This is a genomic window from Sphingomonas sp. (assembly GCF_019749955.1).
In the GTDB taxonomy this organism is placed as follows: Bacteria; Pseudomonadota; Alphaproteobacteria; order Sphingomonadales; family Sphingomonadaceae; genus Sphingomonas.
The window spans coordinates 13,923-27,288 of the sequence record NZ_JAIEPC010000075.1; the positions used below are offsets into that span (position 1 = coordinate 13,923).

Sequence of the window (13,366 nt, forward strand, 5' to 3'; positions counted from 1 at the left end):
ATAGTGTGGCTGTCATGGCGTGGCCGCGGCGGCAGCCAAGAGAAGCATGAGTTGACCGACATAGGCCGCAAAGCCGAGGCAGTCGCCGGTGCTCCCGCCAATCCGGCGGATAAGAAGTGCGCGAAACCAAAGTAGAAAAACCAGGGCAACGGCCAGCCCGCCAATCATCGCGATTGGAGCATGAAGGGTGACAAGGGTCAGAATCGGCAGGGCGACCAGCGACGCAAAGGCCAAGCTGCTCAGACCCACGCCCGCAGCAATATCCTTCGTGAGGCCGGTGCCGCTGGGCGCTGGGGTCACAATGGCCATCAGGGCAACAATCAGCCAACGCCCGAAACAGGCCGAAGCCGTGATGACCAGGGCCGCAGTCAGCCCATCAAATCGCTCCAGCACGGCGATCATCAACGTCGCCCGCAGACTAAGTGCAAGCAGAAGACCGACCGTGCCATAGCTACCGATGCGGCTGTCCTTCATGATGCGGCGCACGTCCTCTGCTGTCTGGCCGCCGCCAAAAGCATCGCAAAAGTCGGCCACGGCATCTTCGTGGAAGGCACCGGTCATTAGCGCTTCGATGGCGAGCGCGAGCAGAACCGCGACGGGTGCTGGCCAGAGTGCCATTGCACCAAGAGTGATCGTTGCAGTGACGGCGCCAATCAGTGCTCCAACCAGCGGAAACCAGCCGACTGCGAGAGTCAGCCCAGCGCGCACCGCCTCTCCCGACAGCCGATCGGTCGCAGTCACCGGCAGCCGCGTCAGGAACTGTAAGGCCAGCAGGGGTGGTGCCCACCATGGGCAGCGGCCGGCCATCAGACGCCTAGGTCCGCCAACCGCGCAACATCGCGCAGTATGGCGGCGGCGCTGTCGAGCAGCGGCAGGGCGACCAATGCGCCGCTGCCTTCGCCCAACCGCATCTGCCATTCGAGCACCGGGGTAAGCCCCAATTGCGCCAGCGCCGCGCGGTGGCCGGGCTCGGCGGACAGATGACCTGCGATCATCGCCGCGCGCGTCCCCGGACAAAGCCGCTCGGCGATCAGCGCGGCGGAAGTAGTGACATAGCCATCGAGCAGCACCGGGATTCCCTGTCGTGCGGCGGCGGCATAGAACCCCGCAATCGCGGCGATCTCTAACCCGGCGATCGCCGCCAGCGCGGCTTTGTCCGTGCGGCCGTCGAGCGCAGCGACCGCAGCGGCGACGATATCTCGCTTGATAGCACGCATCGCAGCATCCGCGCCCGCGCCGCTCCCCGTTGCAGTGTCGGCATTGATCCCGGTCAGCGCATGGGTGAGGCAGGCGGCGGCAGTGGTGTTGCCGATGCCCATTTCGCCCGCAATCAGCAGGCGGTGGCCTGCCTTGATCGCGGCTTGGGCCTCCGCCTCGCCCAGCGCCCAGGCAGAGTTAAACTGGTCCACCGACATCGCCGGGCCTCGGCTGAGGTCCGTCGTGCCGCGTGCGACCGCCGCCGCGTTGAAGTGCGCAGGCCAAGGCGGGCGCGTTGGCTGCGCCATCCCCGCATCGACCACCCGGACATCGACGCCATTGGTCTGCGCGAGCGCGGTGCTGCTCGCTTTGCCGCGCAGGATCGTCTCGACCATCGCGGTGGTCACCGTCGAGGGCCAGAGTGTCACGCCCTGGGCGACCACGCCATGATCGGCGGCAAACAGCACAAGGCGGCGCGGGCGAGTAAGGGGGGTGAGCGACTGGCTGGCCATGGCCAGTTCGACCGCTAACGCCTCCAGCCGTCCCAAGCTGCCGACCGGTTTGGCAAGCGAATCGAGCCGGGCCTGAATGTCTTCTCGGGTGATCATCAGCGCTCCAACCGGATCGTGTCTGCAGCGAGACGGTCCTGCCAGCCATGCCGGACTAGCTCGGGCGTCTCGCTCGGGCGCTCGGGATAGCCCAAGCACAGCAGGGCGATAAAGCGCCAATCCGCGGGCACATTAAGCAGCGCGTTCATACCCGCAGGCTCGATGATCGACACCCAGCCAAGCCCGACGCCATGCGCGCGGGCGGTGAGCCACACGGTGTGCACCGCGGTCACCACCGACCAGCACAGGGTTTCGGGCATCGTCGCGCGGCCAAGGCCGTGGCCTGCCTCGCCCTGCTCGTCACAGAACACCGCGACGATCTCGGGCGCCTCGCGCAGACCGTGGAGCTTGAGGTTATCGTAAAGCGCCTTTCGCTCGCCAGAATAGCTCTCGCCAGCGTCAAGTTTTTGCGAATCGACTTCGGAGATAAGGGCAGCGCGGCGGTCGGGCGAGACGATGCGGACGAAGCGCCAGGGCTGCGCATTACCTACCGAGGGGCCATGACAAGCGGTATCGAGCAGCGTGCTGAGCAGACCTTCGGGCAGGGGGCGGGTGTCAAAATGCCGCACATCGCGGCGCCAAGCCAATAGGCTGTTGAGCTGCTCGCGGAACCCCGCGTCGAACGTCGTCTCCATTATGGCCTGTACCCCGCAATATCGAGCAGCCGCGCAATATCGACATGCTGTTCCAGCCCAGCCGCCACCGCGTCGAGCGCTTGATCGACGCGGTGTTCCTGCGCCACGCCATCGCATTGCACACCCAGCCGCGCCAGCCAGGCGCTACGCTGGGCGGGGTGATCGAACAACCGGTGGATATAGCAGCCCGCAATCCGCCCATCGGCGCTGACCACGCCGTCGTGCGTGCTATCGGCAAGCCTCAGCAACGGCTGCACCGATGCCAGCGCCGACGTCCGCCCGACATGGATTTCATAACCCGCAAAAGCCGCACCTTCCCGCAGACTCGTGCCGGTGACATCGACCACGCGCTTGTCGCCGGTCAGCCGGGTGGTGACGGGCAGATAACCCAACCCCGACACGGTTTCCGGCGAACCCTCAACGCCATCGGGGTCCTCGATCGTCTGGCCGAGCATCTGATAACCGCCGCAAATGCCGAGCAAGGCGCCTCCGCGCCGTACATGCGCGGCGACGTCGATATCCCAGCCCTGCGCACGCAGGAAAGCGAGGTCGGCGATGGTCGCCTTGGTGCCGGGCAGAATGATAAGCCCGGCGTCCGCCGGGATTGGCTGGCCGGGCTGCACGAAGACCAGCCGGACGGCCGGTTCGTGAATCAGCGGATCGAAATCGTCGAAATTGGCGATGCGGGAGAGCATCGGTACGGCAATGGTGACGCCGCCGCCTGTTGCGACCGCCCTATCGAGCACCACCGCATCCTCGGCGGGCAGATCGCGCGCGGCGGCAATCCATGGCACCACGCCCAGTCCCGGCCAGCCAGTGCGCCGTGCGATCTCGGCATAGCCATAGTCAAACAGGCGCGGGTCGCCCCGAAACTTGTTTATCAGAAAGCCCTTGATCATCGTAGCGTCATCCGGATCGATGACTGCTTTGGTCCCGACGATCGAGGCGATCACGCCACCGCGATCAATATCGCCGACAAGGACGACAGGCACCCCCGCCGCGCGCGCGAAACCCATATTGGCAATGTCGCCGCGCCGCAGATTGATCTCCGCCGGGCTGCCCGCGCCCTCGACGATCACGAGGTCCGCACGCCCGCTTAGCTTGGCATAGCTTTCCATCACGGCGTCCAGCAGCGCCCCTTTGCGGTCCTGATAATCGCCCGCACCCAATTGGCCGATAACGCGGCCATGGACGACGACTTGCGCGCCAGTGTCGGATTGCGGCTTGATCAACACCGGGTTCATATCGGTGCTTGGCGGGACGCGACACGCCAGCGCCTGAAGTGCTTGTGCGCGGCCAATCTCGCCGCCATCCTCGGTTACGGCGGCATTGTTGGACATATTTTGCGGCTTGAACGGCAGGACATTGAGCCTGCGATTAGTGAAAAGACGGCAGAGCCCGGCGACCAGCACCGACTTGCCAACGTCCGAGCCGGTGCCCTGCAGCATCAGCGCGGCCATGCGATGACTCCGACGATTACCCAGAGCAAAAGGCAGGCGCGGTGATAAATTGACAGAGCGCGCACCAGATCGGCAGCGTCAGGCGCGGGGCCATCACCGAGCCAGGCTCGGTCGCTCGGCTCGCTTTCATAGCTGACCGGTCCACCCAGCCGACGCCCCAGCGCGCTGGACATTGCAGCTTCGGGCCAACCGCCATTGGGCGAGGCGTGCTTGCGCGCATCGCGCCACATCATGGGCAGCCCGCCGCGACCGGCAGCAGCGATCATCAAACCTGAAAGCCGGGCCGGGATGAGCATCATCAGATCATCCGTGCGAGCCGCCGCCCAGCCGAAGTCACGGTGACGTGCGTCGCGATGCCCGATCATCGAATCGGCGGTGTTGACCGCCTTGCAGATCAGCATTCCGGGGAGCCCGGCAATGAGGAACCAGAAGGCAGGCGCAACGACGCCATCGCAAAAGCTTTCGGCAAGGCTCTCGATCGCTGCAACACTAACGCTACTCTCGTCGAGCGCCTGCGTATCGCGCCCGACGATCTCCGATACCGCGACACGGGCGGCGGACAGGTTTCTGGCGGCAAGGGGCCGGGCAACGGCAGCGACATGATCGTGAAGGCTGCGCTGCGCCAGGCCGGTGGTCACAATGAGGACGAACACCATAACCGCCCACCCATCATCGAGCGCAGCCATGACAGCCCAGCCAACGCCGCCCGATGCCGCTATGATGACGCCAACGACCGCGATCCCCATTGCCCTGCGCCGTGTGCCCGATCCTATGTTCCAATCGCTCTCCAACCGCGCGATCAACGCGCCCGTCCAGCTCACGGGATGCCCAGCTGCGGCAAACAGCCACGCCGGATAGCCGATCACCGCCTCTGTCATCAGTGCGGCCAATAGCAGTGTGGCCCGATCGGTCACGCGCGACCTGTGGCAATCAGGAACCGTTGCCCGTCGGGCGTGTGTCCGACAAAGGCCGACACGCCATATGTCTCGGCGATGCGATCGGGTGTCAGTACGGCATCCGGCATACCGTGCGCGATCACGCGCCCGCTCCGCATAAGTAGAACCTCATCGGCCACGCGTGCTGCCTGATTGAGATCGTGGAGGACGACAATGACCCCGGCGCCTTGCCGCGCGATAGACCGGAGGCAATCGAGAACATCGAGCTGATGCGCCGGGTCAAGGCTCGCCAACGGCTCGTCGGCGAGCAGCCATTCGGGCGTGCCCGCCAGCACGCGAGCAAGCAAGGCGCGGCCCCGCTCGCCGCCTGACAATGTGTTGACGATGCGTCCTGCGAGGCCCGTTACGTCGGTCGCGGCCATGGCGGCGGCGATCGCGGTCCGATCCGCATCATTGGCGCCCCAGCGCCCGCGGTGGGGAAACCGGCCAAGCGCAACCAGTGTCTCGACATCGACATCCCAGTGAACATCCGCGGTCTGCGGCAGATAGCCGATCCTGCGCGCAAGGTCGCGGCGATAGATCTGCGCACGCGATGTTCCGTCCAGATCTACGGTCCCGCTATCGGGCAGGTGAAGTCCGACAAGGCAACTGAGCAGGCTCGATTTCCCCGCACCGTTGGGGCCGAGAATGGCAGTAACGCGGCCCCGTTCAAAGCATGTATCCACGCGGTCGAGCACCTGTGTGCCACCGAGCATCAGCGAGAGGTGACGCGTGATCAGGCTCATGGCAATTGCCGCCGCATCCGGAGGAGGAGCACCAGGAAGAAGGGGCCCCCCAGCATCGACATGGCGATGCCGAGGCGCAACTCGCTGACGGTGGGTGCGGCGCGCACGACGCTGTCGGCAACCACCAGCAGCAGGGCGCCAGCGATCGCCGAAGGCAGCAACACAGCCGATGGCCGATGGCCGACAAAGGGGCGGACGAGATGCGGCACGATCAGGCCGACAAAGCCGATGATCCCGGCCGCCGCCACCGACGCGCCGACGCACAGCCCCACGCCGCCGATGATCAGTAGCTGCAGGCGCAACGGATCTACCCCCATCGATCGAGCGGCGGGCTCTCCTAGTGTGAGCACATCAAGTGAGCGCGCGGTCGCCGCGAGCAGCGCGATACCGATTGCGATCAGTGGCAGGGCGATCGTTACATCATCCCAGCTCCGATCGGTCAAAGCTCCCATCAGCCAGGTCACGATCTGCGATGTCGCGAAAGGTGTCGGTGCCAGACTGATTGCCAGCGCGGTCATCGACCCCGCAATACTGGACAGGATCACGCCGCCGAGCGTGAAGACGATTAAGCTGCCCGACCGGCCGATAAGCAGCGCGAGCAACGCCATCGCTGCCGCCGCCCCGGTCAGCGCAAAGGTTGGCAATAGCCATGCCTGCGCGGCATAGCCGAAGAATAGCGAGATAACGGCGCCAAGTGCAGCGCCTGATGAAACGCCGAACAGGCCGGGATCCGCCAGCGGATTGCGAAGATAGCCCTGCATCGCCGCGCCCGACATGCCAAGTGCAGCACCGACCAAAGCCGCCAGCAACGTCCGTGGCAGGCGCAATTCCATGATGATCAACGCGCGCGGGTCATCGCTGCCGAGGATCGCGGGCGGGACCCAGACTTTACCCGCGATCAAGGACAGCAGCATCGCCGCGACGAGCGCGAGCGTTAGTGCACAGGTCACCCGCGCCGTCACAGGCTTCGCCTCGCCTTGGCCAGTTCAGCGACTGCATCGATAATCGTCGGCCCGCCGCAGTGCAGCAACCGTTCCGGATAGGGGCGGAGCGCGATAGTGCGGGATAGCTGCCGCACGACTGGATGGCCCACCATGCGGTCCGAGACGGTCGCATCACCGACCGTAAACAGCACGCGCGGTGGGTTGGCGACGAGATATTCGAGCGACAGCACATCCCATTTCTTCAGGCCGTAATCACCGCTCAGATTGCTAAAACCGGCGCTCCGCAGCAAGACGCTGGCCAGCGTGCCGTCTCCCGGCACCAGTCCGCCGCCCTGCCAGATAAGCGCCGGGGTCGTCGGCTGCGTTGTGCGCGCGGCTGCAATCGCGGCATCGATCCGCGCGTTCAACCGCTTGCCGCGTTCGGCATGGCCAATGGCGGTTGCGATTTTACTGATTTGGTCGCGATTCTCAGCGATGGTTTCCGGCACGCTGAGTTGCAACAAGGCGATGTGCATCCGTTTGAGTGCCGCGATGGTCGACGGCGCGACATGAGCGCCAGCAATGACCAGATCGGGCGCGAGCGCGACCACTTCCTCCGCCGTGCCCGACGTTGCCTTGAACTGCATCGCCTGCGCGATCGGGATGGAGGTGGCGCGCGGATCCTGCGAATAATGGCTGATGCCCGCAATCTGGCTGCGGTCGGCGACGTGCATCAGGATCGAGTCCACACACGGATTGATCGATACGATGCGCAGGCCGTTGGCACCGCTTTTGTGCCCGGGCGATGCGCTGGGGACCGCGCACGACGTTACCGCCAACGCCAGCATGCAGGCAAATATGCGGATCAATATTCGACCCCCTTTTGCGCCTTGAACCCGGCCTTGAACGGGTGCTTCACCTCCTGAAATTCGGTCACAAGATCGGCGATCTCCAGCAGTTCCGGCTTCGCGTTCCGCCCGGTGATGCAGATATGCTTGGTCAGCGGTCGGTCACGCAGAAAATCCACGATCTCGGCGATGGGCAGCGTATCATCGCGCAGCACGATGTTGAGTTCATCGAGGATAATGAACTCGTAATCTGGGTCGAGAATTAGCTCTTTTGACCGCGTCCAAGCCGCTTGTGCCGCTTCGATGTCGCGGGCGCGATCCTGCGTGTCCCAGGTGAAGCCTTCGCCCATGACCTCGAAGGTCAATAAATCGGGATTGGCCTGGAAGAAGGTCTTCTCGCCCGTTTCCCAGCTGCCCTTCACATATTGGACAATGCCGACCTTCATGCCCCAGCCTAGACTGCGGATTGCCATGCCAAAGGCGGAGGAGGATTTACCTTTGCCATTGCCGGTATGGACGATCAGCAGGCCGCGTTCGAGCGTATGCCGCGCCTGAATACGGGCGCGGGCAGCCTGCACGCGCTTCATGCGAGCATTGTGGGAGGTAAAATCCGTTTCGGGGGCGGGTGCTTCGGGGTCGGTCATGTCATCCTCGCAGTCTGAAGGGCTTGTTTGAGCCGCGCGGTGTCGGTTTCGGTCGATGGCAGGCCGACGCGCAGGCGGCGCGGATCGTCGGCAAAGGGTCGCGTCAGGATAGCGCTGCGTGCCAGCTGCTCGAACACCCCCGCTGCGTTGGGCGTGTCGACCAGCCGGAAGCAGGGTGTGCCGCCCGCAATCGCAAAACCGGCCTCGCTCAGCACTTCGTCGAGTCGCACCGCTGCATCACTCAGCCGACGTCGTTGGGCCGTTTGCCAGGCAAGGTCGCGATAGGCAGCTGTACCGATGGCGATCGCGGGGCCGGAGATCGGCCAGTCACCAAGCATCTGCCGCAACGATGCTGCAAAAACCGGCGGCGCGATGACGAAGCCGAGCCGCAAGCCTGCCAGCCCGAAAAACTTGCCGAACGATCGCAGCACGATGGTGCGAGGCCATTTCGCCGCAGCGATCCCCGGCTCTGTCCCGGCATCGGCGAACGCCTCATCGACGATCAGCCAGCCACCCTTTGTGCCCAGGAGCCGCGCTGCGTCGGCAAGCCGCTCGCGGTCGATTATCGCGCCGTCGGGATTATTGGGACGGGCAAGGACGAGCACATCATGTTGCTCGGCGGCAAGATCGGTTAGCAAAACCGAGTCTGGCCACATCGCTTGATGCCCGGCATAACCCGGACCAAGAATGGCGGGTGTTCGCGCCGGGATTAATCGGCCGATCAACCGCAGTGCAATGTCGCTGCCCGGCACCGCGACCGTCGCGGCCGGATCGCTCCCGAACACCGCCGCCGCGGCGGCCTCAAGCGCGGTCAGCGCGCCCGGCTCGGGCAACCGGCGCAGAGCCTCGGCATCGACCGCTGCGGGGTAGGCCCACGGACCTATTCCGGTCGACAGATCGATCCATTCAAGATGCGTCGGGAATTGCGCCCGCGCCAGCGCCAGCCGCCCGCCATGGACGGTAAAGGACGCGGTGGTCATTGCTGCCCCATCAATAAGTGAACCGCGCGCCGACATAAGCAGCGCGACCTAGCTGCCCAAAGCGGAAAGCGGTTTCATAGCGCTCGTCGAACAGGTTTTCGATTCGGCCATAAAGCGCGATGCGCGAGGTTACTGGATAGGACAGGCGTACATCGGCCAACACATAGCCCTGTAGCTTGCGGCTGTTGCTGGCATTGTCGAAGCTGGTGCCGACATGGGTCAGCGTGGCCCCGGTCGTGAGCCCGACCCCCCAACTATAATCGATCAGCACCGTCGCGCTATGCTGTGGCCGGCGCACCAGAAACTTGCCGAAATTGGCGCTGCCCGATGACCGATTGACGGCGTTCGTATAGGTGTAATTGGCCTGCACGCGCAGCGTCTCGATCGGGCGCAACGCCAGGCTGATTTCGATCCCATCTGCCAGCGCTTGCGCCACATTGTCGTAGGTGCCCGACGCTCGATTGGTGCAAATGCCCGTCAATGGCGGCACGCAAGAAATGAAGTTGATCAGGTCGGTGCTGTTGCGCCTGAAATAGGTGATCCCGGCTTCAAGTCTGCCGCCCAGCGCGCGTTCGGTGATGCCTGCATCCCATCCCGTGGCGCGTTCGGGGCGTAGCGCCTGATTGCCGAAATTGCTCTGTAGCTGGAACAACGATGGTGCCTTGAAGCCCTCCGCATAGCTGGCGCGAAGGGTCAGACCAGTTCCAGAAAGCCGAAACACACCGCTTGCGCCAAATGTGGTTGCCCCGCCGAAACGGTCATGATCGTCCTGTCGCACCCCGCCAGTCAGCGTCAGGTCGGCAACCGGCGTCGCCACCAGCTGGCCATAGACACTGTCCAGTCGCGCCCGGCCAATGGACGGCGCGGCGCCAAAGCTGGACGAAATGAAGCGCGAAGTCTCGCGCTCCAGCCCGGCCGTCGCCTGCCAGCCGTCGGCAATCTCGAAAATCCCCTGATATTCCAGCCGTTCGTTGCGGCCCTTTGCGGCAAATGTCTCGGTGCCGCGATCATCATTGCGGCGGCGTGTGTCGGTGTAGGCAAAGCCTAGACGATTACGGAATCGACCACTAAAAAAGGCTGCGTTGCCACCGGCGTAGCCCACGATTTCCCTCGTTTTCGCGATCTCCCTCGTATCGGCAAAAGTAAAGCTCGGTGCCGGAAAGCCGTCAATCCCAACGGTGCCATTCGAATACCAGCCGCGCGCATCGAGCGAAAACTGGTCGCTCAGCGCCAGCTTCAGATTGGCGTTGGCCCCGTAATTTTCATATCCGTCGCGTTCCGCGCCGCCGCGAGCTTCGCTAAAGGTCGAGATGCCATCGGTGCGCAGATAGCCGCCGCCGCCGCTCGCCGAGAGCGACCCCAGCTTGCCAGAGATATTGCCGACCAGTTGCCCAGTGTTGCGATAGCCATATTCGGCGCGCGCGTTGATCGCCAGGGCGTCGGTTGGTGGCCGGGTGATCATGTTGATGACCCCTCCAATTGCTTGACTGCCCCACAGCACCGATTGCGATCCGCGCAGCACCTCGATCCGATCGATATTGCCGACCAGGAGATTGCCGAAATTAAAGCCGCCGCCTGGGGACGACGGATCGTTGAGCTTGACGCCGTCGATCAATGTCACGGTCTGGTCGCTCTCGGCGCCACGGATGAACACTCCCGTCGCCGTGCCAATGCCGCCGTTGCGAACAATCGAAACGCCGGGCAGCGTGCGCAGAATATCGACAACAGTTGCTGTCTGGCGACGGGCGATTTCTGCGGCATCGACGACGCTGACTGACTGGCCGACGCGTGACAGCGGTTGTGCGGTGCGGTTGGCGGTGACGACGATCGCTTCGTCGCTTTCCGGCTCTGGCGCTTCACCGGCATAGGCGGGCGAGGACAGGCTGATTGCGCTTAGCAGAGCAACAAATGGGTAACGCATGGAACCTCCTTTTTGAACAAAGCGAGGTTGCACGCGCCAGCGGCACGGACTCACGTAGAGCGAAATGGTCTGAACCCTCACGCGCGCCACCTCCATCGATGTCGTCACGCGAGGTTTTCCCCCGATCATGCCAAACACCCCGTTGGCACAAAGGACCGACCGCGACAGGCAGGTCTCCTGGCTCCCGGGTCGTCACGTCCGCCCCGCCTTCCCAGCAGCCAAGGCCGCCAGTGGCATATGGAGCGACCGCTATCCGGTCACAGTTGCGGGCACAGCCCCGGCTTGCAGATAAATTATCAGCTTCCGGGTTCCCTATTATTTCCATTTCTGGAAACCTGTCGCATGGCGTCGATATTCGTTGGGATGAGAAAGGACAAGAGTGACCGGAGCGAACGTCGTGTTTTTCTTGGGCGGCGCGCGATCGGGCAAAAGCCGGCTGGCGCAAGAACTGGCGGAAAAATTGGCCGACAGCCAAACGGTTGCACCGGTCTACCTGGCGACAGGCCAGCCCTTCGATGCAGAAATGACCGAGCGGATCGCGCGCCACCGCGCGGATCGCGGTCCACGCTGGCGTACCGTCGAATGTCCGCTCAACCTGCCCGAAGCGATCGGGAAGGAAGCGGTCGACGGAAATGTCGTGCTCGTTGATTGCCTGACCCTGTGGGTGAGCAATCTGCTTTTGTCAGACGTCGACATCATACAGGCGAGCGATAGACTCCTGTCTGCCATAGGCAATGCGCGCTGTCCGCTCGTGATCGTCAGTAATGAGGTCGGCCTCGGCATCGTGCCCGACAATGCGTTGGCACGGCGTTTTCGGGACGAGGCGGGCCGGTTGCATCAATGCGTCGCAGCTGCTGCCGACAAGGTTTTCTTCGTCGCTGCGGGTCTATCGTTTTCGCTGAAATAATCACGAGATCCATGCCCACTTCGCGAATAATATGTACCCGACAGTAGGGCCAGGAACGTCGAGCTCGATGTTGTCCGTTAGGTCAGTTTATTGCTTACATGACTTACAACAACGGCCATTCGCGGTCGCAACAACGAATGACTGCAACCTCTCGCCCCAAGAATTTCAGGCCGAAGGTCCCCGCCCGGTGGCAAAGTTGATACATTTCCATGAACGAACGTCCGGTTTCTGGATTCACGGCATTAGCCCTGAATGGTCGTTTGTGGGTCTTCCGCCCGGCTCATGGCGGCGGGAGCCAACCAGATATTGCCGTCCGAGGGCCGAGCAACGTCTCCGAAATCCGACGGCCAGCTGTTCTCGCTACGGCTCATGGGCCAGTCCACCCCGAGCGCTAAATCTTGTCGATCGACTCGATTTCGGCCGTCTTGCCGTCCCAGCGAAAGGTAAACCTGACCTTGTCACCGACCTTTAGGCCGCCGAGCTGCCCTTGTTTGGCGCCGAACCCCATTGTCATCGCTGGCCAGCTCAGCTCGGCCACAGGCCCATGCGCCAGCGTGATCTTGCCCGTATCAGGATCAATCGCGGTAATCGTGCCCTCGCCGGTTGCGGTTTTGGCTTCCGCGAGTGCGGCAGCATTCGCCCCGGGGCGGTCTGTCGCCTCGGGCGCAGGGGCGGGGTTGCTGCACGCGGCAAGCAACAGGGCGGGGACGAAAATGGCGATGGTCTTCATGACATTACTCCTTGATTGATGGGGGTGGGTTGCGTGCGACGTCGCCGCATAAGCAGGTAACCGGCGGGGATGACGAGCATCGACAGGAGGGGTGCTGTGAGCATCCCGCCGATCATCGGTGCGGCGATCCGGCTCGTCACTTCGGAACCCGTGCCGGTGCCGATCAGAACGGGAAAGAGGCCAGCGAGGATGACGGCGACCGTCATCGCCTTCGGCCTAACCCGAAGCAGCGCGCCCTCGCGCACCGCCGCCTCGACCTCGGTAGGTGACGGATCAATGCCCCGATCGGCCAGTGCGTGCTTGAGATAGATGAGCATCACCACCCCGAACTCGGCCGCCACGCCCGCCAGCGCAATGAACCCCACCGCAGTCGCTACCGACTGGTTATATCCAAGCAGCCAGAGCAGCCAGAACCCGCCCGTCAGCGCGAAGGGCAAAGTCGCCATCACCAGCAAAGCCTCGTCAAAGCGCCCAAACGTAACGTAGAGCAGGACGAAGATGATCAGCAGCGTCGCCGGAACCACGATCGTCAACCGCTCGCGCGCGCGCGCGAGATATTCGAACTGCCCGGTGAAGCTGACGCTGATCCCGGGCGGGAGTTTGACGTCGCGGTCGATCACGCGTTGGAGATCCGCGACGATCGAGGTCAGGTCGCGGCCGCGCGCATCGACATATATCCACGTGACCGGCTGGCCATTCTCGCTGCGCAGCATCGGCGGACCTTCGCTTGTCGTGATCGCGGCGACCGTCCCCAACGTCACCTGCTGGCCGCCGGGGGTCAGGAAGCGGAGGTTGCGCAGCGCATCGACGCTGTCGCGAAGCTCGCGCGGAT

Annotated in this window: 14 protein-coding genes and 1 riboswitch; of the genes, 1 reads left to right on the forward strand and 13 read right to left on the reverse strand. The window is 63.8% G+C overall.

The window, feature by feature from the left end:
• Positions 1–12 precede the first annotated feature (12 nt).
• Genes K2W81_RS13480 through K2W81_RS13530 form a run of 11 tightly spaced genes read right to left on the reverse strand, consistent with a single transcriptional unit; the run spans position 13 to position 10,897 of the window.
• Positions 13–807 (reverse strand): adenosylcobinamide-GDP ribazoletransferase, encoded by a 795-nt coding sequence (locus tag K2W81_RS13480; protein WP_294105155.1) that lies wholly within the window; start codon positions 805–807, stop codon positions 13–15.
• On the reverse strand, positions 807–1,805 hold the full coding sequence (gene cobT, locus K2W81_RS13485) for a nicotinate-nucleotide--dimethylbenzimidazole phosphoribosyltransferase (protein ID WP_294105157.1): 999 nt from the start codon (positions 1,803–1,805) through the stop codon (positions 807–809). Before cobT ends, K2W81_RS13480 begins: the two co-directional genes overlap by 1 nt.
• Positions 1,805–2,440 (reverse strand): 5,6-dimethylbenzimidazole synthase, encoded by a 636-nt coding sequence (bluB, locus tag K2W81_RS13490; protein ID WP_294105160.1) that lies wholly within the window; start codon positions 2,438–2,440, stop codon positions 1,805–1,807. The genes cobT and bluB overlap by 1 nt, the downstream gene beginning before the upstream one ends.
• Positions 2,440–3,900 carry a cobyric acid synthase gene (locus tag K2W81_RS13495; protein ID WP_294105162.1) on the reverse strand — a complete coding sequence of 487 codons (1,461 nt, stop codon included), beginning with the start codon at positions 3,898–3,900 and terminating at the stop codon, positions 2,440–2,442. Before K2W81_RS13495 ends, bluB begins: the two co-directional genes overlap by 1 nt.
• Positions 3,888–4,814 carry an adenosylcobinamide-phosphate synthase CbiB gene (gene cbiB, locus K2W81_RS13500; protein ID WP_294105165.1) on the reverse strand — a complete coding sequence of 309 codons (927 nt, stop codon included), beginning with the start codon at positions 4,812–4,814 and terminating at the stop codon, positions 3,888–3,890. The genes K2W81_RS13495 and cbiB overlap by 13 nt, the downstream gene beginning before the upstream one ends.
• Positions 4,811–5,581 carry an ABC transporter ATP-binding protein gene (locus tag K2W81_RS13505; RefSeq protein ID WP_294105168.1) on the reverse strand — a complete coding sequence of 257 codons (771 nt, stop codon included), beginning with the start codon at positions 5,579–5,581 and terminating at the stop codon, positions 4,811–4,813. Before K2W81_RS13505 ends, cbiB begins: the two co-directional genes overlap by 4 nt.
• On the reverse strand, positions 5,578–6,495 hold the full coding sequence (locus K2W81_RS13510; RefSeq protein WP_294105195.1) for an iron ABC transporter permease: 918 nt from the start codon (positions 6,493–6,495) through the stop codon (positions 5,578–5,580). The genes K2W81_RS13505 and K2W81_RS13510 overlap by 4 nt, the downstream gene beginning before the upstream one ends.
• Before the next feature lie 44 nt (positions 6,496–6,539).
• Positions 6,540–7,373 (reverse strand): ABC transporter substrate-binding protein, encoded by an 834-nt coding sequence (locus tag K2W81_RS13515; protein ID WP_294105174.1) that lies wholly within the window; start codon positions 7,371–7,373, stop codon positions 6,540–6,542.
• Positions 7,370–7,996 carry a cob(I)yrinic acid a,c-diamide adenosyltransferase gene (gene cobO / locus K2W81_RS13520; RefSeq protein ID WP_066478407.1) on the reverse strand — a complete coding sequence of 209 codons (627 nt, stop codon included), beginning with the start codon at positions 7,994–7,996 and terminating at the stop codon, positions 7,370–7,372. Before cobO ends, K2W81_RS13515 begins: the two co-directional genes overlap by 4 nt.
• Complete coding sequence (locus tag K2W81_RS13525; RefSeq protein ID WP_066478406.1) at positions 7,993–8,976, reverse strand: threonine-phosphate decarboxylase; 984 nt, start codon at positions 8,974–8,976, stop codon at positions 7,993–7,995. Before K2W81_RS13525 ends, cobO begins: the two co-directional genes overlap by 4 nt.
• 10 nt (positions 8,977–8,986) lie before the next feature.
• Positions 8,987–10,897 carry a TonB-dependent siderophore receptor gene (locus tag K2W81_RS13530; protein WP_294105179.1) on the reverse strand — a complete coding sequence of 637 codons (1,911 nt, stop codon included), beginning with the start codon at positions 10,895–10,897 and terminating at the stop codon, positions 8,987–8,989.
• A gap of 149 nt (positions 10,898–11,046) precedes the next feature.
• Positions 11,047–11,251: riboswitch (cobalamin riboswitch) on the reverse strand.
• 25 nt (positions 11,252–11,276) lie between these two features.
• On the opposite strand from K2W81_RS13530, the gene cobU reads away from it, so the two are divergent.
• On the forward strand, positions 11,277–11,804 hold the full coding sequence (gene cobU, locus K2W81_RS13535) for a bifunctional adenosylcobinamide kinase/adenosylcobinamide-phosphate guanylyltransferase (protein ID WP_294105182.1): 528 nt from the start codon (positions 11,277–11,279) through the stop codon (positions 11,802–11,804).
• A 391-nt stretch (positions 11,805–12,195) separates the two neighbouring features.
• Here the strand turns inward: cobU and K2W81_RS13540 are convergent, their stop codons facing one another.
• Together K2W81_RS13540 and K2W81_RS13545 are read right to left on the reverse strand one after the other, a co-directional pair.
• Positions 12,196–12,534, reverse strand: coding sequence for a copper-binding protein (locus tag K2W81_RS13540; RefSeq protein ID WP_294105189.1), 339 nt, complete (start codon positions 12,532–12,534; stop codon positions 12,196–12,198).
• The coding region (locus tag K2W81_RS13545; RefSeq protein ID WP_294105191.1) for an efflux RND transporter permease subunit at positions 12,531–13,366 on the reverse strand (836 nt) is incomplete at its 5' end. The genes K2W81_RS13540 and K2W81_RS13545, both read right to left, overlap by 4 nt.

Excerpts from the sequence above, each read along its gene's own strand:
- K2W81_RS13510 (WP_294105195.1), bottom strand. The coding sequence starts at position 6,495 with ATGCTGCTGTCCTTGATCGCGGGTAAAGTCTGGGTCCCGCCCGCGATC.
- K2W81_RS13495 (WP_294105162.1), bottom strand. The coding sequence starts at position 3,900 with ATGGCCGCGCTGATGCTGCAGGGCACCGGCTCGGACGTTGGCAAGTCG.
- K2W81_RS13480 (WP_294105155.1), bottom strand. The coding sequence starts at position 807 with ATGGCCGGCCGCTGCCCATGGTGGGCACCACCCCTGCTGGCCTTACAG.
- K2W81_RS13530 (WP_294105179.1), bottom strand. The coding sequence starts at position 10,897 with ATGCGTTACCCATTTGTTGCTCTGCTAAGCGCAATCAGCCTGTCCTCG.
- cobO (WP_066478407.1), bottom strand. The coding sequence starts at position 7,996 with ATGACCGACCCCGAAGCACCCGCCCCCGAAACGGATTTTACCTCCCAC.
- bluB (WP_294105160.1), bottom strand. The coding sequence starts at position 2,440 with ATGGAGACGACGTTCGACGCGGGGTTCCGCGAGCAGCTCAACAGCCTA.
- K2W81_RS13505 (WP_294105168.1), bottom strand. The coding sequence starts at position 5,581 with ATGAGCCTGATCACGCGTCACCTCTCGCTGATGCTCGGTGGCACACAG.
- K2W81_RS13540 (WP_294105189.1), bottom strand. The coding sequence starts at position 12,534 with ATGAAGACCATCGCCATTTTCGTCCCCGCCCTGTTGCTTGCCGCGTGC.
- cobT (WP_294105157.1), bottom strand. The coding sequence starts at position 1,805 with ATGATCACCCGAGAAGACATTCAGGCCCGGCTCGATTCGCTTGCCAAA.
- K2W81_RS13525 (WP_066478406.1), bottom strand. The coding sequence starts at position 8,976 with ATGACCACCGCGTCCTTTACCGTCCATGGCGGGCGGCTGGCGCTGGCG.